This window comes from Exiguobacterium sp. s102 (assembly GCF_018618635.1).
Lineage (GTDB): Bacteria > Bacillota > Bacilli > Exiguobacteriales > Exiguobacteriaceae > Exiguobacterium_A > Exiguobacterium_A oxidotolerans.
The window spans coordinates 842736-860172 of the sequence record NZ_JACSML010000002.1 but is presented as its reverse complement, the minus strand read 5'-3'; the positions used below and the strand labels follow the sequence as shown (position 1 = coordinate 860172).

Below are 17437 nucleotides of genomic sequence, written 5' to 3'. Positions count from 1 at the left end.
GCCGACACATCGTCGGCCGTTCTTTAGTGCTGTAACATCTGTTCGGCGATCAACCGATACGAGTCGAGCCGTTTGTCTTGGTCGTAAGCATTGTTGATTAACAAAAATTGATTCGTCCCGTACCGGGTTGCCAACTGTTCGAGTGCTGCTTCGACTTCCGTCGCCGTCCCGACGATAGTCCGGCGCCGGTCATGTTGGATCCGTTTTAATTGTTCCGGGTTCCAGTCCTTCGTCCCGACGGTATCAAACGACGGGACGATCGAGTTTCCGAGCCGGATCCCTTGAATCCAAGCATCTTGTGTCGTCGCCAACTGTTCTGCTTCTGTTGTCGTTTCGGCACAGATCGCAAACACACAGACGATGACCGTCGGCTCCTTGAACTGCGCACTCGGAATGAACTGCTCGCGGTATGTCCGGAGCGTCTCTTCCCAGCGGTCCGGATTGATGAAATGACCGAAGACAAGCCCCATCCCCCGCTCTGCCGCGAGCCTTGCGCTGTTCGGTGACAGGCCGAGTAAATAGAGGGGAGCCGTTTGCGTGAGGCGCGGCGTCGACTTGACGATCCGAAACGGATGCTTTGCGGACAACGAATCAGTTAAAAAACCGGACAATTCATCCATCAAGCGTGGGAACTCAGAATACTTATTCGCTTCCCCGTCCGTCAAGGCACTTCGTGTCCGCTCGCTCCCGCCTGGTGAACTGCCGATTCCGAGTTCGATCCGTCCCGGATAAAAGGCTTCGAGCGTCGAAAAGTTTTCCGCGACTTTTAATGGGCGGTACTGCGGCAACAGGACGCCGCCTGTCCCGAGCTTAATCGTTTTTGTCTCACTCCCCATCCGGGCAATGAATAATTCAGGCGCCGCGCTAAGTAAACCATTCGTATTATGGTGTTCGGCGAACCAGTAGCGCTCATAACCAAGCTGTTCTGCTGCTTCGACGAGTCGTTTTGTTCGCATCATCGTGTGTTCGATCGTATCCCCTTCGTGGAGCGGGACTTGATCGAGTATGCCAAGTCGCATCGTGCGTCGCCTCCTTTACTGATAAGTGTAAAGGGTCAGCCGTCCGAAAACAAAATCGGTGCTCCGTCAGACCGTGACGAGTCGCGAGTCCGCGATGACGAGTCCGTCCTTCATCTCGATTTTTCGATTGGCGCGGTCAGCAAGCTCCGGGTCATGGGTGACAAATAAGACGCCACATCCTTTTTCAGCGTTCAACCGTTTTAAAAGTTGAAAGATGATTTCCCCGGTTTCCGTATCGAGGTTCCCCGTCGGTTCATCCGCGAGGAGCCACTTCGGCTCATGGACGAGTGCCCGGGCGACGGCGACACGCTGCTGTTGTCCGCCGGAGAGCTGGGACGGCAACGAGCTGGCTTTTTCTGCAAGACCGACTTGGTCGAGTAAGGCAAGTGCCCGCTCCTTCTTATCATAGGAAACTTTGCGTCCGAACAATGGAGCCATCACATTTTCAAGTGCCGTCAACGTCGGAATCAAATGAAACTGTTGGAAGATAAATCCGACGTTCTCGAACCGGAAATCAGACAGTTCTTTGCTCTTCAACTGATTGATCGGTTGGTCACCGTACAGCAGTTGCCCCGTCGTCGGACGGTCGAGTGTCCCGATCAGACTAAGCAATGTCGATTTCCCTGATCCAGACGGTCCGATGATTGAGATGAAATCACCTGCGTCGAGCGTCAGATTGACGGCGTCAAGTGCCTTCGTTTCGATACCGTCCCCTGAAAATGATTTACCGATGTCCTGACACTGAAATGTATCCTTCATCTGATTTCCTCCTTAAATTCATCTTGTCCTGAATGGAATTCGTGATATATTTGGAAATTCCTGCAAAACAAAAACGACCTTTAAAAAAAGATCGTTTTACGTCGAGACAGAGGGACGTTTAACCCGTTTTGCACAGACTTCATACGGAATCACATAAAACAGACAGGCGATGACGGCAAAGCGAACGATTCCGAGCACGTTCAGTTGGATATCGATGGATGATTGACCAAACGCTTGATAACCACCGATAAACAAGAGAATGGCGAAGGTCAACGTCGTCAGATAAATCAGGAGACGTAACGGTAAAGGGTACCGCCCGGCAATCCATAACATGGGAATCCCGAACAAAAATGAAAAAAGTGTCACGGCAAACGTTCCAAATTGATAAAGAAATTCATTTTCTAAGTTGTTTAACAGCGCATAACCCGTAAAACATAAAAACGATAAAAGGACACTCACAGCAGAGTAACTGACTAAGCGCATCGTTTATCCTCCTTTGAATCCGTTTACAAATCTAGACACGACCACCATCATCTCGGAATGAGACGATGGACGACATCAGCTAACGTTTCTGCTGCGAGTTCTGCTTCTAACGCCTGTTGAGCCCGGCTGAACGTCGTCTCGAGCGCGCCTTGAATCTCGCGGCCGATCGGACAATTCGGATTCGGGGACTCATGCATCATGAATAAGTCTTCTTTCGGCTCAACAGCACGATAGACCATCAGCAATGTGATGTCTTCCGGCTTTAGTGTCAGGATTGCACCGGTCCGTCCCGCCTGTGTCTTGAGCAGTCCTGCTTTTCGCAGGAGACCGGTCAGGCGACGGATGACGACAGGGTTCGTATTGACACTCCCGGCAATGATTTCGGAAGACATCGGTTGTTCTTCACTTGAACTGATTAAAGCGAGTATATGCACTGCGACCGCTAGTCGACTATTGATCATTGTTTTCACCACCAATATCTTCAGTTTAGTGAGGGGATGTTTTTTTGTCAATTTCCTTGACAGAATAAATTTTTGTAACTAAAATGATTACAAGTGTCATGCTACATAAACTTAAAAGGAGGAGATGTGAGATGAAAGTTGCGATCATCGGTGCAAGTGGGAAAGCAGGACGAACCATTTTAAAAGAATTAGCAGAAAGAGGTCATGCATTAACGGCAATCGTCCGTAATGTAACCCGGACGACACACGACTCCGTCCTCGAAAAAGACGCGTTTGCATTGACGAAGGACGACCTGTCGGGATTCGACGTCGTCATCAATGCCTTTGGTGCAGCGCCAGGAGATGAACTGCAGCACGTCGAACTCGGTCGCCATTTGATGGAGGCATTATCCGGAACGGCGACGCGTTTAATCGTCGTCGGCGGAGCCGGCAGCCTGTTCGTCGACCGGGAACAGACGACACGCTTAGCAGATACACCGGATTTCCCGGAAGCATACCTTCCGACGGCGAAAAGTCAGACGCTTAACCTGATTGATTTGGAACAGGCGACCGACTTACATTGGACGTTCGTCAGTCCGGCAGCCTTCTTCGATCCGGAAGGTGAACGGACAGGAACGTACCAACTCGCTTCAGACGTCTTGACTGTCAATGCAGCAGGTGACAGTTACATCAGTTACGCCGATTATGCCGTCGCCATTGCGGATGAGGTCGAACACAATCGCCATGATAAAGAGCGCATTTCAGTTGTCTCGAAGTAACAGATAACGCCCGATGTCCTGTTCAAAAGGACGTCGGGCGCTTTTTTGTCATGCTTGGTTTAATCCTTTACTTCAAAAGAGTGATGTAATGCCCAAATCGCGGCACCTGACTCCTGTAGTAGGGCATGTGCCCGTTTTTCGATTTTTTCCGGGAGCGCATCTTGACTGAAGTATGCCAAGTCAAAACTTTCGTCATCATTGATTTGTAATGTCCCCGTGACTTCGTGCGCGTGGAACAGGTTGATCACACTATCCGTCTGGTCTCCGTTCGGATATGTGAACTGGTAGCGTGGTCCGGAAAAGACACCAATGAGTTTGACCTTGTCCGTCACAAGTCCCGTTTCTTCATATAATTCCCGGATTGCGACTTCTTCTAATGTTTCCCCGAGTTCCATCGAGCCGCCCGGTAATCCCCAATCGTTTGTATCGGAACGGTGTTGGAACAAAAGTTGTCCTTGTTCATTGATGACGAGGATTGTCGCACCGACGCTGATGATCGGTCGACTGCCGATGAATTTTCTTAATTCTGTTATGTATCCCACGTGTTGTCCTCCTTTGTTACGATTGCTTCCAATTTCACTGTACCCTCTTTTGTAAAATACTGTATGATATGAAAGTCAGTTCATTTTACCAAAAGAGTGGATTTTCGTGAAGTCGTTTCCTAAAGAACTAGATCTGTTGTCCTTATTTTCAGTAAACCCGGGTGAACCGGTTCCACTCTTCTATTACGACGAATCGACGTACCGCTTTCAAAATGCCGTCGAACAGTTCATCGTTCGTCTGACACCGGCAAGCGGTCAGTTTTTCCTTCAAGTCAATCAGCGTTCCGACGGTCGACTGCTGTCGAGTATGTACTTAGAGGCACTTTCGTCATTTGAAATCATTCAAGACGACCGGGAGGCTGCACGGATTTTACTGACCTTGGAACAAGACGAAGTCGTCCAAACCATCGAAATCGACGTTCGTCCGAAGTTTCGTCTCATCTTTCAAGAACAATTAACGCGTTAAAAGGAGCAGATCATGTCGTATTTCGTATTATTGGGGACTTTTTTGCTGGCGACGCTCCTCCATGAACTCGGACACGTCGCAGGTGCCAAGCTCGTCCGGATACAGGTCCGCACCCTGTCAGTTGGGTTCGGTCCCGTTCTCGCGCGGGCGACATACCGTGGAGTCACCTACCAGCTTTGTTTGCTGTTACTCGGAGGTTATGTCTTACCGGCTGACGCTGCTGTCACTCGCGGTAGACGGATCGTCTTTGTCGCTTCGGGACTAATCATGAGCATCGTCCTCTTCCCGCTTGCTTGTCTCTCGGTCCTGCAAATCATGAATCCGGCACAATCTCTAGTGGCCGGGTGGTATCACCTGATAACACCGTGGGTCACGTATCCGGTTCACTTCCTGTTTGATAGTCTGCCGTCTCTTTTGCCGGACGGTCCTTACACCGTGACGGTCCTGCTTCAGTTACTCGCTGCGACGAGTCTCTTTCTCGGATTGACGAACTGTCTTCCGCTGATCATGCTCGACGGCGGACAACTGCTTTTGCTGCTGTTTGAAGGTTGGTTCCCCGTGTTGCGGCAACAAGAGCGCAGATTACTCAAAATCAGTTATGTCCTGCTCGGCCTATTGATTGCCGTCCCGATTTTCATTGTATTCGTCAAACACATCGAGACGACGTATCCGATCCTGTTGGTCGGTGCCTTCATACTTTACCGCGTCGTCAAACTGTCTCCGGGCATGCGCCTTTAAAATCAAAAAACAGACCACTTTGTGTGCAACGGCAACAAAGTGGTCTGTTTTTTGTTTAGAGCATATCCCCTCGTCCGGTCATTTGACGATCATGACGGGGCTTTTAACGCGTTTCGCGACTTTATGGCTGACGCTGCCGAGGACCATTTCCTGAAGCGAGTTCAACCCGCGGCTACCGATGATCGTCATATCCGTCGGCTGCTGATTCGCATGCTCGACAATGGCCGGCCCCGGTTCCCCGCGGAGGATTGTAACGTAATAGGACACCCCTGCCGCTTCGAGCTTTTCTTCGACCGGTCCGAGCTTTCGTCGCCGTGCGACTTCTAGCGCCCCGCTCCCCTCCGAATGCAAGACTTCTTCGCGTGCTTTCGCGAAGTCTGCGACGAAGACGACCTCAATCTTGCTCGATTCGTTCAAGCGTGCGAGTTTAATCGCCTCTTCCGCTGCACGGACAGAATGGTCAGAACCGTCGACGGCTAATAGAATATGATTGTACATACAAATCACTCCTTCAGGTTAATGAGGTGAGGACTTCGAATCCGGTCGGTTATGAATCGCCAAGCGATCGACGAGACGTTTACTTTCCGGATTCAATCCAAGGATCGTGATACTATTCTGATTCGACATCAAGCGTAACATTACCTTGTCGATGGCACCGACTCCTGAATCATCCCAGATTTGTGTCGATGAGAAATCGATGATGATCGCAGTATCGTGGACCTCATAATCAAAAGATGCGATGAAGTGATCGACGGAAGCGAAGAAGAGTGGTCCCTGGACGGTATAAATCGTCTGATCCTTCTCCTGTCGTTTGACGACGTTGATTTTTGAGACTTTCGCGACAAAGAACAAGGCGCTCAAGATGACTCCAGTAATGACTCCGATTGATAAATCATGTGTTGCGACGACCGTGATGACCGTCGTCAACATAACGATTGCATCGGCTTTCGGCGCCTTTCGGATATAGGTGAAGGACGACCAATCAAATGTTCCGATTGAAACCATGATCATAATCCCGACAAGAACCGGCATCGGAATTTGAATGACCCAGTTGCCAAGGACGATGATTAAGAACATTAAGAACAGTCCCGCGACGAGCGTCGAAAGTCGACCCCGTCCCCCGGATTTAACGTTGATGACGGATTGTCCGATCATCGCACATCCAGCCATCCCTCCGAAAAAACCGGTGACGAAGTTCGCGATCCCTTGCCCCCGTGCTTCGCGGTTCTTTTCGCTCTCCGTCCCCGTCATGTCGTCGACAATCGTTGCTGTCAGCAACGATTCGAGCAATCCGACGATCGACAAGGCGAGTGCGTACGGGAAGATGATGCCGAGCGTCTCGAATGTGAACGGAACGTCCGGTAAGAAGAACGATGGCAATGACCGCTCGATCGTTCCAAGATCTCCGACCGTCCGTAAGTCGAAGCCGAAGTAAATCGTCAGTCCCGTCAAGACGATGATGGCAACGAGTGGTGCCGGAACCGCGTTGAACAAGCGCGGCAACAAATAGATGATGGCGAGTGTGATGCCGACAATGACATACGTCAACGTTGAAATCCCGACGAAGTGCGGGACTTGTGCCATAAAAATCAAGATTGCCAGTGCGTTGACGAAACCAATCATGACGGCTCTCGGGATGAACCGCATGAAGCGGGCAACCTTCAAGATACCGAATACGAGTTGAATGACACCGGTTAAAATCGTTGCCGCTAATAGATAATCCAGTCCGTGTTCCTTGACGAGCGGGACCATCAGGAGTGCCATCGCACCGGTCGCTGCCGATATCATTCCCGGACGTCCGCCGACGAAAGCGATGATGACGGCGATACAGAACGAGGCATACAAGCCAACCATCGGATCGACACCGGCAATGATCGAGAAGGCGATCGCTTCCGGAATCAATGCGAGGGCGACGACGATTCCCGCTAAAATATCACCGCGGATGTTTGAGAACCACTGTTCCCGGAGTGTCAAATTCATCAATTTCGTTCCACCTTTCCTTTCACCCCTACAGGGTTTCCCGTATACTAAGGGTGACCCGAATGGGTGGTTTCGTTGAATGTCCGTTAAGCGTACCACTTAAAGTATCATAATGGAACTGTTTTGGGACGATTGATTTTACGACTAGTGTACGATGTGAGGAGAATTTTATGATTATCAGTTATATGCGTCCGTTTTATGAAGATCCGGAATGTATCCTTCAAATGGAAGCCGTTCAAGCCTTCAAACCCGAACGCCAAGTCATCGAAGAACACGCTTCGTCCAAACGACGGGAAGCGCTCGAACAGTTAATCGCTTCACTGGCGACGGGGGATGTGGTTGTCGTCTCGCAACTTTATGTCTTGGCTGACTCATCGCGCCATTTGATTGAATTGCTTGAACAAATCGAACAAAAGCAAGCATACCTCGTGACAATCCGGGAACAAATCGATACCCGCGAACCGCTCACGCACTCGTTTCGAGAACTCGTCGAACATCTTGTCGCCCTCCAAAGCGATGTCGTCAGTATGACGACACGCCAAGGGTTGACGAAAGCGAAGGCGGACGGGAAACAGACGGGCCGCCCGCGTAAAGCAGATGCCAATGTCAAACGGGCAATCGAAATGTATCAAAGCAAACAGTACAACCTCGCTGAAATCCGTCAGGAAACGGGGATTAGCAAAAGTACGCTCTACCGCTATTTGGAGCAATGATGCGAGACCTGTTAATCAAATCCGTGTTTCCTTCCGAAGTGACAGGAAACACGGATTTTTCATATTTTACAGTGAAAGTGGGTATACTGACTGTAACGAATAGATGAAGAATGGAGGTACTCCCCATGACTGCAACGGAAGAAGAACAGACAGTACTGAAACAACTCGAAACCCGCTTCAAGGAACAGATGCACCGGCACCCGAATGTCGACTGGGCTAATGTCGAAAGACGCTTACAGCAACAGCCTGATGCGTTAGCGGTTATCAAACGAATGGAACAGACCGGTGGTGAACCGGATCTCGTCACGGACCCGGACGCACCCGATGACTTAACCTTTTTTGATTGCGTCAAGGAAAGTCCGACGGGTCGCCGCAGTTGCTGTTATGACCAGGCTGCCCGCGAGAAGCGTAAAAAAAATTCACCTGCGACGAGTGCGCTCGAACAGGCAACGGAGATGGGGGTCAGCTTATTGACAGAAGCGCAATACCGAATGCTGCAAGCACTCGAACCAATGGACCTCAAAACGTCGAGTTGGGTTGCAACGCCATCATCGATTCGTGACCAAGGTGGTGCGCTTTATTGCGATCGCCGGTATGATACGGTATTCGTTTATCACAATGGAGCGGATTCCTATTATGCGAGTCGTGGCTTTCGCGGCTGCTTGACGCTGTGACGTGAAACAGAGATAAACCAAGAGTTACTCCGTGCTTACGTTGGAGTGTGTCTTGGTTTTTTGTTTACCGTCTAGTCAAGGTGTGGTCACTTGCATCAATCGCTCGTTCAAGGAGTTGGACCTGTTGATGCATCGTATCTCCATGACGTTTTAACTGTTCCTGCCGCGCGATGTTCACATTCATTTGATCACCCAGCGTCTTGCCGTACGTTTGTAACGTCAGTAAGGTGTGCTGGATGGTCTTGAGGTGCGAGGCGACTGCTGGATTCACCGTATTGACCGCATGGCGTTCCAGCTCGACGTGTCGTAATGCTTCTTCAATCCGAGATGAACCGGAAAATAGCTGGGTCATCCCGTCCGTCGCTTGACCTAACTGTTGGAACGTGTCATTGATGTGGGTCGTCATCTGGCTTAAATCGCCTTCCATCGTCGTGACACTCGCTGTCAATTCGTCGTTGGCTTGATTGATGCTCCGAATCAAGTGCGTCACGTCAAGCGATAGCAGTTCGACTTCTTTTGCGACGATTGCGAAACCACGCCCCGCTTCACCGGCGCGCGAGGCTTCTATCAAGGCATTAAGCGATAACCGTCGTGTCGCCTCAGCGACGCGTTGAATCTGCTGAATGGAGTGGTTCATCGAATCATTTTTCTCACGTGTGCTGTGTAGTGACCGCAAGACGACGTCGGACGACGTATGTAACGTCTGCGTTCTGATTTTCAACGCATCAAGAATGGTTTCTTCCTGTGCGATCTCCGACTGGAACTGGACGAGCGTCCGTTGACTCTCTTGTAGTGATTGATTCATCCGTTCTAACGCTAACGAGGAGGTGTGCAGGAGTTGATCCGTTTCTTCGACGACAGATTCCACTTCCCGTGAATGGGTGGTCAAGGAAGTGGCGACTTCTGAGATCGCGGTCACCGACTCCTCGGTTGCCGATAGCTGAGTCATGAATTCCGGTTGCATCCGTTTGAGCTGGTTACTCGTGTTGCCCAGTTCATCCGTCAAGCTTGTGATTTGGTTCATCAATTGATTGTACTGGAACACTAACTGTTCGACTTCAAACGTGGTGGTCTTAAGTGAAAGCGGCCGATAGTTCCGTTTCGCGTGGGCCTCTTCAATCTTCAGCGAGAGGACGGATAACGGGGCCAGCTGTTGTTTAATCCGGAAGCGGATCAGCAGACTGACGAAAAACAGGACCGCGAGGCTTAAGGTCCCGAGTTCGAATGCCAGTGCCTTGGCCGGACCAATCAGTTGATCCCGGTCGACCGATAAGAAGACGATCGTATCGAGTTCCTGAATCGCTTTTGCCAGGATGAACCGGTCTCCATGTGTTACCGTCGTGACGGTTTTCGTGTTTAAGTCGCGCCGGACGGTGGTTTGCTCGGTGTTCGTTAATGCAATTGCCGGGAAAACCTGATCTTTCGTACGGAACGTTTCGAACGCAGCTTCATAATCATCTTGCGCAAGATCCGCCAACTGTTGATTTTTCGTCCGTTTCACCGCTTGATCCCGCGCTTTATTCGCTTCCGGATAGGTCAGCGCAATCGCTTTGACGCTTGTATCGAGCATCGTCAACTCCCGTTCGAGCCGTTCCGTCACTGACTTCGTCGATGTCTGATATACTTCATAGACGCTCAGTAAACTAATCGTCAGTAAGCCGATTCCGACTAACGGAATTAACCACCCGTTCAATTGTTCACTCAGCAATGGTTTTCTTTTTCTAGGTCTCATGGCGTATCATCTCCTCGTCGAGTCTATCGGAGATGTCGACCGTTTCATTTATGAAGGGCGTGTAACGATTCGGTAAACTTCTGGTGCGGGCTGCCGCTACACGACTTCGAAAGGAGAAATGACATGACAAACTGGCAAATCTGAATGGACCATTATGGGTATCTCGGTGTCTTTCTCGCCCTGTTCGCCCACTTTATCCCGACCGAACTGATCATGAGTTATGCCGGCTTTTTAGTGGCGACGAATCAGCTCTCCTACGTTTTGATGCTTGCGACGGGCGTCATCGGATTCGTCCTGTCGCAACTCGTTTTGTATGGTCTCGGCTACTTCGGCGGTGAACGGCTGCTGCATGTGCTGACGAAGTGGCTTCACGTACGTCCGGACCGTTTGCAACGCGCCGAACACAACTTACGCCAGTATGGTGGCTGGTACCTGCTCTTGTCCCCGCTCTGGAAAACGGTTTTTGCGTTTGGTGCCGGGACGGTCCGGATTCGCTTGACGACATTTTTACTTTCAACGGCACTGTCCTTTACGGTCTGGTCCTTGCTCTTCATGACGAGCGGTTACTATCTAAAGGAACGCTGGGATCTCGTTGCCACATTTGCCATGAAACACGTCTCCTGGATGGTCGTGTTCGTCGTGCTTTCTGTGCTCGTGATTCGTTGCTGGAGCAGGAAAAGAGATTGATTGAAGAAATCAAGGACCGCATGACTCGTCTGACTTTACTTGATACTTCCTTCGATTCGAATCGAGATTTGTTTAATCAAGATTGCGACGAATAAGATGAACGGGAAGAATTGAAGTGGGAACAAAAATAATAACAACGTCGCCGTGACGAAAGGTTGTTTCAAAATGGCGGTACAGCTCGCAGCAACGGCGACGGCGACGAGTAACCCGGGTGTATACGGAAACAAGACAGCAAACGCGAAGCCGATGGAGGTACTTGAGAAAATCGCCGGAAAGATTTTCCCGCCCCGCCATCCGAATGAAAAACAGATATTCGTCAGCAAAGCTTTTCCGAGCGCAAGCAAGACTAAAAAGAGAATGGATTGATCGAGCGCTTCTTTTGAAAAGTCTAATAGTTCATGTTCACCGGAAAATAAAAAATACGGTGACCAGATACCAAACAAACCGATGGCGAGTCCGGCGCTGATTGCGAGTCCGAGCGGTGATGGATATTTGATTGCAAGCTGGTCCGTCCATCGACCAAGAAGAAGAAACACTGCTCCGAAACCTGCCCCGATGAGGATTGCCGGGACTATGAAGTAAAGGACTTCCCGCGTCCAATTGACTTTTGGGGTACTGATACCGAATACGGAAGCACTCGGGAAGAGGCGGTTCAACAACGTAAACGCTAAAATCCCGCACGCTGTCGTAATCCCGTACAAGAGGGCTTTCGTCAGTTTTGATTGAAAACGACGTTCTGCGATTCCCTCTTCGATCGCTTCACTGACACCGACGAACGGTGCATAAAATATCGTCGCTAACATCGCCCCGATCCCGAGTTCAAGCAATTGTTCCTTTTTATGAATCGTCCACGTCATCCGGTCGCCGATCCACGTCATCAATCCTCCCAAAATACTGACGAGTGCCGCTTCCGGACCAAGACTTGCCCCGAACGTTAAGACAAGTAATGCCGCGCTACTGTTTTTGATAATCGCCCCTTCATACGTAACCCGTCCGGTTTCCTGAAATTCACGTAACGTTTCGTGCATCGTCTTCGGATAATCCCCGATGTATTTCTGAAACAGTCCAATCAACACCCCACCCGTCGCTCCCATCCAAATCGGGTACCAGGTGCTGTCAAACGTTTCCGGTAATGTCGTCCACACAAGATGAATCAATGCGTTGACGACGCCTAAAAAAAGTGACGCGACTACACCGACGAGAATCCCGAGTAAGCAACTGTAGAAGATAAAAACCAGATTGAACTTCACATCATTCCCCTCCTCCTTTAGACCTCATTTCGGCTTCCGTTTCGTTTGATGAAATTCTTTTAACGCCCGATTGAAGTTGGCAATGACGGCACTGAGGACCCCGATGCCAAGCAACACGTAGACCATCGAAAAGATTTTTCCGAGTGGCGTGATCGGATGAACGTCACCATAGCCGACCGTCGTCAATGTCATGACCGCTAAGTAGACGGAATCGAGATACGTCAATTTTTCGACGCTATGATAGAAGAACATTCCGACCGCGAGTAAAAAGACGACGGAAAACATGACCGCTTTCTGTTCTTCTTGGCGAAACAGGATTCGGACGACATGAAACATGTTTCGCATCAATATGAAAAAGGCAATCATCGAATCAGTCCTTTAATTGGAATGGAAGTTCATCAAGATTGAATGACCGGTTGCTGAACCAGCTGGATTGACGCAACCGTTCTTCGAGATAACGGTTCAGGACGGCTGCTGCTTGTTCGCCCGTCAAGGCGTTGATGTCCGGGACCTGATTGATCACCAAGTCTGTATCCGCTAATCCATAGTCCGGTAAGCTCGATTCGATTGCCGTCACCTCTTCTTGAGACAGGCGTTTCCCGGTGACCGTCACCGTCAATTGTTCTTTTTGTTCATCATAGGACTGGTCAATCACCACGTTTTCTGCGAACTGCTCATCGATTAACGACGTGATCCCGGTACTGATGACACTTTCCTGGACTAACGTCACGGCAGAAAAAATACTGGGGATCGTAATCAGGATGGACAGGACGGCAAGTGCAATGTTAATGCGAGGGTTTTGACGTTTATTAGCATTCACTGCAGAAGCGATGCCCATGAACCGAATACCGATGAACGTCGCAATCGTTATGAAGCCGCAATTGATGACGAATAAATAACTCGATCCTAAAAAATAGTCCAAATTCATCGTCGCAATCGAATAGCCGACCGTACAAAGAGGCGGCATTAAAGCGGTCGCAATCGCGACACCGGGGACGATGTTATTGCTTACTTTTTTTCGCGCACCGATGATGCCTGCCGTCCCGCCGGCAAACGCAATCACGACATCCCAAATCGTCGGTGACGTTCTTGCAATGATCTCATTACTTGCATACGTGATGGGTGAAATGGAAAAGTATAACGTTGCCACAATCAGACTGACGGACACTTGGACAATCAATAATTTCGTCGCACGTTTGAGGAGTGTTAAATCGGATACAGATAATGCAAATCCGACACCTAAAATAGGGGTCATCAACGGCGAGACGAGCATCGCGCCGATGATGATTGGAATGGAGTTCATGTTCAGACCGATTGAGGCAATGAAGATTGAACACATGAGAATAACGGAGTCGCTCGGTGTTACTTTTAAATCGGCATACATCTTATCTTTAAATTCACTCGGCGAATAATGATGATCCATTATTTAATCAACTCCTTTAAAACAAAAGGACAGCTGTCGTGAACGATGCATGATGTTGTTCCATTTAATTAATGGTGATGCGAATGAGGTGCGGCACGCCCCTCGAGTTCACAAAGTAAGGCATCACTATGCTCGTGATTGGCAGTCTCGATTTGAATCGTCGCATGATGGATATGTTGATCTTCAAGCTTATGCTTGATTTCCTGAAGTAACGCCTCCCCTTCAGCAATCGACATGTCCCCGTCCGTGACGACGTGACACGACAGGGCATTCAATCCACTCGTGATCGCCCAGACATGTAAGTCATGGACGTCGTTGACACCCTCTGTCCCTTGAATCGTCGCGGTGATTTCTTCGAGATTGACGTTCTCAGGGACACCTTCCATCAAAATATTGACGGCTGATTTCGTCACGAAGTAACCACTTCGTAAGACGAGCAGCGCTACGATGATACTTGCGAGCGGATCGGCCCAGTTCCAACCGAAAAACATGATGAGCAAGGCTGCTGCAATCGCACCAATCGAGCCGAGTGTGTCACTCAAGACATGGAGATAGGCACCTTTCATGTTCAGGTTTTCTTTGACGTCGCCACCACGTAACATGATCCAAGCGACAAGCAGATTGACGAGAAGACCGATGACACTGACAATCAGCATCCCTGTCGAGGCAATCGACGTCGGCTCTGTAAAACGACGAATCGCTTCATAAAAGATATAGAGCGAAATCCCGATTAAGGCGACACCGTTGATGACGGCAGCCAGGATTTCGAAACGTCTGTAACCGAATGTCTTACTGCCGCTCGCTGCCCGTTCCCCGAGCTTAAACGCGACGAGCGAAATCGCGAGTGACGCTGAGTCACTTAACATATGTCCGGCGTCAGCGAGAAGTGCCAAACTATTCGTCAAGTATCCGCCAATCACTTCAACGATCATAAATAGTGTGATGATGGAAAAAGCAATCAATAATACACGTTTGTTTCCAGTGTGTGCATGGTCGTGCCCGTGGTCATGTCCCATTTCATTCTCTCCTTTAAGTGTTGTCTGCAATTCGGACAGTCGATCGTCCGTAGATGCACGCGGAAAGGATGAAGCAGCTTCTTGTTTAAAGCAGACCGCAACCCGTTCAATTCCTCGTATATTGCAAGTAGTTCCTATCCACTCGATACCCGAAAAAGACAGGAACAATTCATCCGGTTCAAAAAAAGGAATTACAGTTCTGGATGGAAGCAGAACGGAAACCTAAAAAATCGTCGTGTAAAAAAGTAAAATAATTCAAAAAACATGGTATTATATAGGTTATATAGAATACAAGAAGGTGAATCCGCATGCTTGTTTTAGGAATGAGTATTGGTATTATCATGGCATTAATCTTTACCAAACTTCAAAAACCCGATGAAGCTTCTCAATTATCAGTTGAACTGATCGGACATCATACGAAAGATGTTATTTATGTTTACGAAGTGAAACCGATCCAACGCTTTCGGTACATCAGCCCGTCGCTTGATGAACATATTGGTGATGGCGTCGTCGACGCGAGCTACGCCGATCCGGCTGTCTGTTTTGACCGTATTCATCCGGATGACTTTGATATTTTGATTGCAAAGATATCAGGTACGGGAAATTATGATACCGCCTTTTTACAACGGTGGCGGACGAATGATGGACGATATGTCTGGTTTGAGGAGTATACAACTCCGATTTATGAAAATGATGAACTTGTCGCAATCCAAGGAATCATACGTAATGTTGAACAAGCGATAACTGAAAAAAATGAATTAGAGAAACGGTGCAGGACCGATGCTTTGACAGGACTTTATAACCGTTATCAATTTGATAATATGATATCGGAACTTATGCCGTGTCAAAACGTTCCACTCGCTATCTTATTATTTGATTTAAACGACTTAAAGATTCAAAATGATCATCACGGTCATGCTGCCGGAGATGAATTGCTCAAATTGACCGCGTTCGCTCTAAAGCAGCATAGCCAAAACGTTTACCGCATTGGCGGTGACGAGTTTGCCATTATCGAATCACACTTGACGCTTGAAGAAATCGAAACACTAAGAGCAGGCATTCATGCTGAAATGGACAAGATGCATATCGCTCTCGCTTCGGGCTTCGCGAACGGAATGGCACAAGATGTCGAGCAGCTCATCATGCAAGCTGATGCTGCCATGTACATTGATAAATCAACAAAAAAAATCCGTACATCTTCCACACTTTAAAACGCGGAAGATGTACGGATTTTTTATATAAGCGAATGAAAGGTGCTTCGTCTTACCGACTGATTTCGTCATGCTCAGGAGCACCGTCTGAACGAATCAATTTCTCTAAAATCTGAACAAGCCTTGCACGTTTGACCTGACTGGATGCATCTTGATGCGGATTTACGAACTGGCAACTATCGTTATCGTAATATTTTCCGGAAGCATTTTTGAACTCGTCTGAAAGTGCGGCGTCCACTAAAATTTTTGCGCCAATTTTCACATCATGACCTTCAATGCCAAATGCAGACTTGACCATTTTACTTCCTAATAGTGATTTAGGGTTAATTGCGATAAAGGCAGGTGCTTGCTGTTTCGCCATTTCGATGGTCCACATTGTAAGTGCTAACTTGCTTTGAGCGTATGCATCCCCGTCAGGCAATACTTTTTTTCCGAGAAGGGCATCGACCTCTACTTCTTGTTGAGCTGCTGACGAAACGTTAATGACGCGACTACTTGAAGACATCAATGGCAGAAGCGCTTTTGTCAGCGTATAAGGAGCAATTGTATTTACGGCAAACCGAATGTCTAAACCTTCAGCAGTAACCGTTTCGGGTGCACCGTAGACGCCGGCATTGTTAATGAGCACATCGATTCCGGAAACCTCATGAGAGAGTTGCTCCGCCAATCGCTTAACCTCGATTAACCTAGACAAATCTGCTACAAAAGGTACGATTGTCGAGTTTTTCAAAGTTTTACACACAGCGGTTAACTTCTTTTCGTTCCGTCCGTGTAACAATATCGTATGACCTTGTTCGGCTAGCATCTTTGCTGTCTCAAGTCCGATTCCGTCTGTAGCACCGGTGATTAGGATATTCATCAGAATTCTTCGATGATTTCAGATTGCTCGAGTCGCGATTTTGGTAAGGATGCATTAAAATCAGAAGCAGCCCGATAGCCTAATGAAACGACGACACTTGAAGTGAAGCCTTGCTCGCGTAAGTTAAATTCTTCATCTAATACTTTCATGTCTAGTCCTTCCATTGGGACAGCATCGATTCCTAAATCCGCGACGCCGAGAAGGAATGACCCTAAGTTCAAGTACACCTGCTTTTCCGTCCAGTGTTGAAGATCTTTAAAGTCGTATTTGTGTAAATCAACGAAAATTTTTCGCCCCCCATGATTTGCCTGCTTAAATTCTTCTTCAGCAAACCGGCCATCCGCATCTTCTTTTTCCGTCAGATGAAGTAAATATTCGTCTGAAATGTCGCTTTTCGCGGCAAAGATCACGACAGCTGCTGCACCGGTGATTTTTGATTCGTTGAATCCGAAAAAGCCTTGTGCCGCCTTTGCAATCCGTTCTTTCCCTGCTTCACTTGATGCGATGACAAAGTGCCACGGTTGGACATTTGTTGACGAAGGTGCTAGTTGAAGGAGTGATTTAATTGTTGCCATATCTTCCTGTGAAATTTGTTTTTCCTGATCAAACTCTTTTGTAGAGTAGCGTGTTTGTAATGTGTTGATCAATGTCATATTGCCACGTCCT

Annotated in this window: 21 protein-coding genes; 7 read left to right on the top strand and 14 right to left on the bottom strand. The window is 48.6% G+C overall.

What is annotated here, in order from left to right:
- Nucleotides 1–23: 23 nt before the first annotated feature.
- From KNQ02_RS09630 to KNQ02_RS09615, 4 genes are all read right to left on the bottom strand, one after another.
- A complete protein-coding gene (locus KNQ02_RS09630; protein ID WP_214808275.1) occupies nucleotides 24–1019 on the bottom strand; it encodes an LLM class flavin-dependent oxidoreductase in 996 nt (331 codons plus the stop codon).
- 66 nt (nucleotides 1020–1085) lie between these two features.
- A complete protein-coding gene (locus KNQ02_RS09625; RefSeq protein ID WP_214801698.1) occupies nucleotides 1086–1778 on the bottom strand; it encodes an ABC transporter ATP-binding protein in 693 nt (230 codons plus the stop codon).
- Between the two features lie 96 nt (nucleotides 1779–1874).
- Nucleotides 1875–2261: a hypothetical protein gene (locus KNQ02_RS09620; RefSeq protein WP_088837143.1), complete on the bottom strand. Its 387-nt coding sequence runs from the start codon at nucleotides 2259–2261 to the stop codon at nucleotides 1875–1877.
- Nucleotides 2262–2308: 47 nt separating this feature from the next.
- Nucleotides 2309–2722 (bottom strand): Rrf2 family transcriptional regulator, encoded by a 414-nt coding sequence (locus KNQ02_RS09615; protein WP_088837142.1) that lies wholly within the window; start codon nucleotides 2720–2722, stop codon nucleotides 2309–2311.
- Between the two features lie 131 nt (nucleotides 2723–2853).
- Here KNQ02_RS09615 and KNQ02_RS09610 point away from each other — a divergent pair, with 131 nt between their 5' ends.
- Nucleotides 2854–3480: an NAD(P)-dependent oxidoreductase gene (locus KNQ02_RS09610; protein ID WP_214808273.1), complete on the top strand. Its 627-nt coding sequence runs from the start codon at nucleotides 2854–2856 to the stop codon at nucleotides 3478–3480.
- Nucleotides 3481–3539: 59 nt separating this feature from the next.
- Here the strand turns inward: KNQ02_RS09610 and KNQ02_RS09605 are convergent, their stop codons facing one another.
- Nucleotides 3540–4022 (bottom strand): NUDIX hydrolase, encoded by a 483-nt coding sequence (locus KNQ02_RS09605; protein WP_214808272.1) that lies wholly within the window; start codon nucleotides 4020–4022, stop codon nucleotides 3540–3542.
- Nucleotides 4023–4128: 106 nt separating this feature from the next.
- On the opposite strand from KNQ02_RS09605, the gene KNQ02_RS09600 reads away from it, so the two are divergent.
- Nucleotides 4129–4488: a hypothetical protein gene (locus KNQ02_RS09600; RefSeq protein WP_214801692.1), complete on the top strand. Its 360-nt coding sequence runs from the start codon at nucleotides 4129–4131 to the stop codon at nucleotides 4486–4488.
- A gap of 12 nt (nucleotides 4489–4500) precedes the next feature.
- The gene (locus KNQ02_RS09595) at nucleotides 4501–5226 is read left to right on the top strand and encodes a site-2 protease family protein (protein WP_214808270.1); all 726 of its coding nucleotides are present in this window, start codon (nucleotides 4501–4503) and stop codon (nucleotides 5224–5226) included.
- Between the two features lie 78 nt (nucleotides 5227–5304).
- Here the strand turns inward: KNQ02_RS09595 and KNQ02_RS09590 are convergent, their stop codons facing one another.
- Nucleotides 5305–5724, bottom strand: a complete 420-nt coding sequence (locus KNQ02_RS09590; RefSeq protein ID WP_029330103.1) for a universal stress protein — start codon at nucleotides 5722–5724, stop codon at nucleotides 5305–5307.
- An 18-nt stretch (nucleotides 5725–5742) separates the two neighbouring features.
- The gene (locus KNQ02_RS09585) at nucleotides 5743–7206 is read right to left on the bottom strand and encodes a SulP family inorganic anion transporter (RefSeq protein ID WP_214769116.1); all 1464 of its coding nucleotides are present in this window, start codon (nucleotides 7204–7206) and stop codon (nucleotides 5743–5745) included.
- Nucleotides 7207–7376: 170 nt separating this feature from the next.
- On the opposite strand from KNQ02_RS09585, the gene KNQ02_RS09580 reads away from it, so the two are divergent.
- Together KNQ02_RS09580 and KNQ02_RS09575 are read left to right on the top strand one after the other, a co-directional pair.
- Nucleotides 7377–7919 (top strand): recombinase family protein, encoded by a 543-nt coding sequence (locus tag KNQ02_RS09580; RefSeq protein WP_088837135.1) that lies wholly within the window; start codon nucleotides 7377–7379, stop codon nucleotides 7917–7919.
- 125 nt (nucleotides 7920–8044) lie between these two features.
- Nucleotides 8045–8593, top strand: a complete 549-nt coding sequence (locus KNQ02_RS09575) for a DUF4256 domain-containing protein (protein ID WP_088837134.1) — start codon at nucleotides 8045–8047, stop codon at nucleotides 8591–8593.
- 64 nt (nucleotides 8594–8657) lie between these two features.
- On the opposite strand, the gene KNQ02_RS09570 is transcribed toward KNQ02_RS09575, so the two are convergent.
- Entirely contained in the window at nucleotides 8658–10325 is a 1668-nt protein-coding gene (locus tag KNQ02_RS09570; protein ID WP_214801680.1) for a methyl-accepting chemotaxis protein, read from the bottom strand.
- Between the two features lie 144 nt (nucleotides 10326–10469).
- Here KNQ02_RS09570 and KNQ02_RS09565 point away from each other — a divergent pair, with 144 nt between their 5' ends.
- Complete coding sequence (locus KNQ02_RS09565) at nucleotides 10470–11012, top strand: DedA family protein (protein ID WP_214808268.1); 543 nt, start codon at nucleotides 10470–10472, stop codon at nucleotides 11010–11012.
- 35 nt (nucleotides 11013–11047) lie between these two features.
- Here the strand turns inward: KNQ02_RS09565 and KNQ02_RS09560 are convergent, their stop codons facing one another.
- From KNQ02_RS09560 to KNQ02_RS09545, 4 genes are all read right to left on the bottom strand, one after another.
- The gene (locus tag KNQ02_RS09560) at nucleotides 11048–12262 is read right to left on the bottom strand and encodes a chloride channel protein (RefSeq protein WP_214808266.1); all 1215 of its coding nucleotides are present in this window, start codon (nucleotides 12260–12262) and stop codon (nucleotides 11048–11050) included.
- A gap of 24 nt (nucleotides 12263–12286) precedes the next feature.
- The gene (locus tag KNQ02_RS09555) at nucleotides 12287–12628 is read right to left on the bottom strand and encodes a potassium channel family protein (protein ID WP_088837130.1); all 342 of its coding nucleotides are present in this window, start codon (nucleotides 12626–12628) and stop codon (nucleotides 12287–12289) included.
- A 4-nt stretch (nucleotides 12629–12632) separates the two neighbouring features.
- Nucleotides 12633–13685 (bottom strand): DUF389 domain-containing protein, encoded by a 1053-nt coding sequence (locus KNQ02_RS09550; protein ID WP_204251449.1) that lies wholly within the window; start codon nucleotides 13683–13685, stop codon nucleotides 12633–12635.
- A 68-nt stretch (nucleotides 13686–13753) separates the two neighbouring features.
- Entirely contained in the window at nucleotides 13754–14701 is a 948-nt protein-coding gene (locus KNQ02_RS09545; RefSeq protein ID WP_214808263.1) for a cation diffusion facilitator family transporter, read from the bottom strand.
- 308 nt (nucleotides 14702–15009) lie between these two features.
- On the opposite strand from KNQ02_RS09545, the gene KNQ02_RS09540 reads away from it, so the two are divergent.
- A complete protein-coding gene (locus KNQ02_RS09540) occupies nucleotides 15010–15912 on the top strand; it encodes a sensor domain-containing diguanylate cyclase (RefSeq protein ID WP_214769126.1) in 903 nt (300 codons plus the stop codon).
- 52 nt (nucleotides 15913–15964) lie between these two features.
- Here the strand turns inward: KNQ02_RS09540 and KNQ02_RS09535 are convergent, their stop codons facing one another.
- Together KNQ02_RS09535 and nfsB are read right to left on the bottom strand one after the other, a co-directional pair.
- Entirely contained in the window at nucleotides 15965–16771 is an 807-nt protein-coding gene (locus KNQ02_RS09535) for an SDR family NAD(P)-dependent oxidoreductase (RefSeq protein ID WP_214808261.1), read from the bottom strand.
- The gene (gene nfsB, locus KNQ02_RS09530; RefSeq protein WP_088837125.1) at nucleotides 16771–17424 is read right to left on the bottom strand and encodes an oxygen-insensitive NAD(P)H nitroreductase; all 654 of its coding nucleotides are present in this window, start codon (nucleotides 17422–17424) and stop codon (nucleotides 16771–16773) included. The genes KNQ02_RS09535 and nfsB overlap by 1 nt, the downstream gene beginning before the upstream one ends.
- Between the last annotated feature and the right edge of the window lie 13 nt (nucleotides 17425–17437).

Excerpts from the sequence above, each read along its gene's own strand:
- KNQ02_RS09540 (WP_214769126.1), top strand. The coding sequence starts at position 15,010 with ATGCTTGTTTTAGGAATGAGTATTGGTATTATCATGGCATTAATCTTT.
- KNQ02_RS09575 (WP_088837134.1), top strand. The coding sequence starts at position 8,045 with ATGACTGCAACGGAAGAAGAACAGACAGTACTGAAACAACTCGAAACC.
- KNQ02_RS09580 (WP_088837135.1), top strand. The coding sequence starts at position 7,377 with ATGATTATCAGTTATATGCGTCCGTTTTATGAAGATCCGGAATGTATC.
- KNQ02_RS09625 (WP_214801698.1), bottom strand. The coding sequence starts at position 1,778 with ATGAAGGATACATTTCAGTGTCAGGACATCGGTAAATCATTTTCAGGG.
- KNQ02_RS09620 (WP_088837143.1), bottom strand. The coding sequence starts at position 2,261 with ATGCGCTTAGTCAGTTACTCTGCTGTGAGTGTCCTTTTATCGTTTTTA.
- nfsB (WP_088837125.1), bottom strand. The coding sequence starts at position 17,424 with ATGACATTGATCAACACATTACAAACACGCTACTCTACAAAAGAGTTT.
- KNQ02_RS09545 (WP_214808263.1), bottom strand. The coding sequence starts at position 14,701 with ATGGGACATGACCACGGGCACGACCATGCACACACTGGAAACAAACGT.
- KNQ02_RS09535 (WP_214808261.1), bottom strand. The coding sequence starts at position 16,771 with ATGAATATCCTAATCACCGGTGCTACAGACGGAATCGGACTTGAGACA.
- KNQ02_RS09565 (WP_214808268.1), top strand. The coding sequence starts at position 10,470 with ATGGACCATTATGGGTATCTCGGTGTCTTTCTCGCCCTGTTCGCCCAC.
- KNQ02_RS09570 (WP_214801680.1), bottom strand. The coding sequence starts at position 10,325 with ATGAGACCTAGAAAAAGAAAACCATTGCTGAGTGAACAATTGAACGGG.
- KNQ02_RS09550 (WP_204251449.1), bottom strand. The coding sequence starts at position 13,685 with ATGGATCATCATTATTCGCCGAGTGAATTTAAAGATAAGATGTATGCC.
- KNQ02_RS09615 (WP_088837142.1), bottom strand. The coding sequence starts at position 2,722 with ATGATCAATAGTCGACTAGCGGTCGCAGTGCATATACTCGCTTTAATC.
- KNQ02_RS09555 (WP_088837130.1), bottom strand. The coding sequence starts at position 12,628 with ATGATTGCCTTTTTCATATTGATGCGAAACATGTTTCATGTCGTCCGA.
- KNQ02_RS09595 (WP_214808270.1), top strand. The coding sequence starts at position 4,501 with ATGTCGTATTTCGTATTATTGGGGACTTTTTTGCTGGCGACGCTCCTC.
- KNQ02_RS09590 (WP_029330103.1), bottom strand. The coding sequence starts at position 5,724 with ATGTACAATCATATTCTATTAGCCGTCGACGGTTCTGACCATTCTGTC.
- KNQ02_RS09585 (WP_214769116.1), bottom strand. The coding sequence starts at position 7,206 with ATGAATTTGACACTCCGGGAACAGTGGTTCTCAAACATCCGCGGTGAT.
- KNQ02_RS09610 (WP_214808273.1), top strand. The coding sequence starts at position 2,854 with ATGAAAGTTGCGATCATCGGTGCAAGTGGGAAAGCAGGACGAACCATT.
- KNQ02_RS09630 (WP_214808275.1), bottom strand. The coding sequence starts at position 1,019 with ATGCGACTTGGCATACTCGATCAAGTCCCGCTCCACGAAGGGGATACG.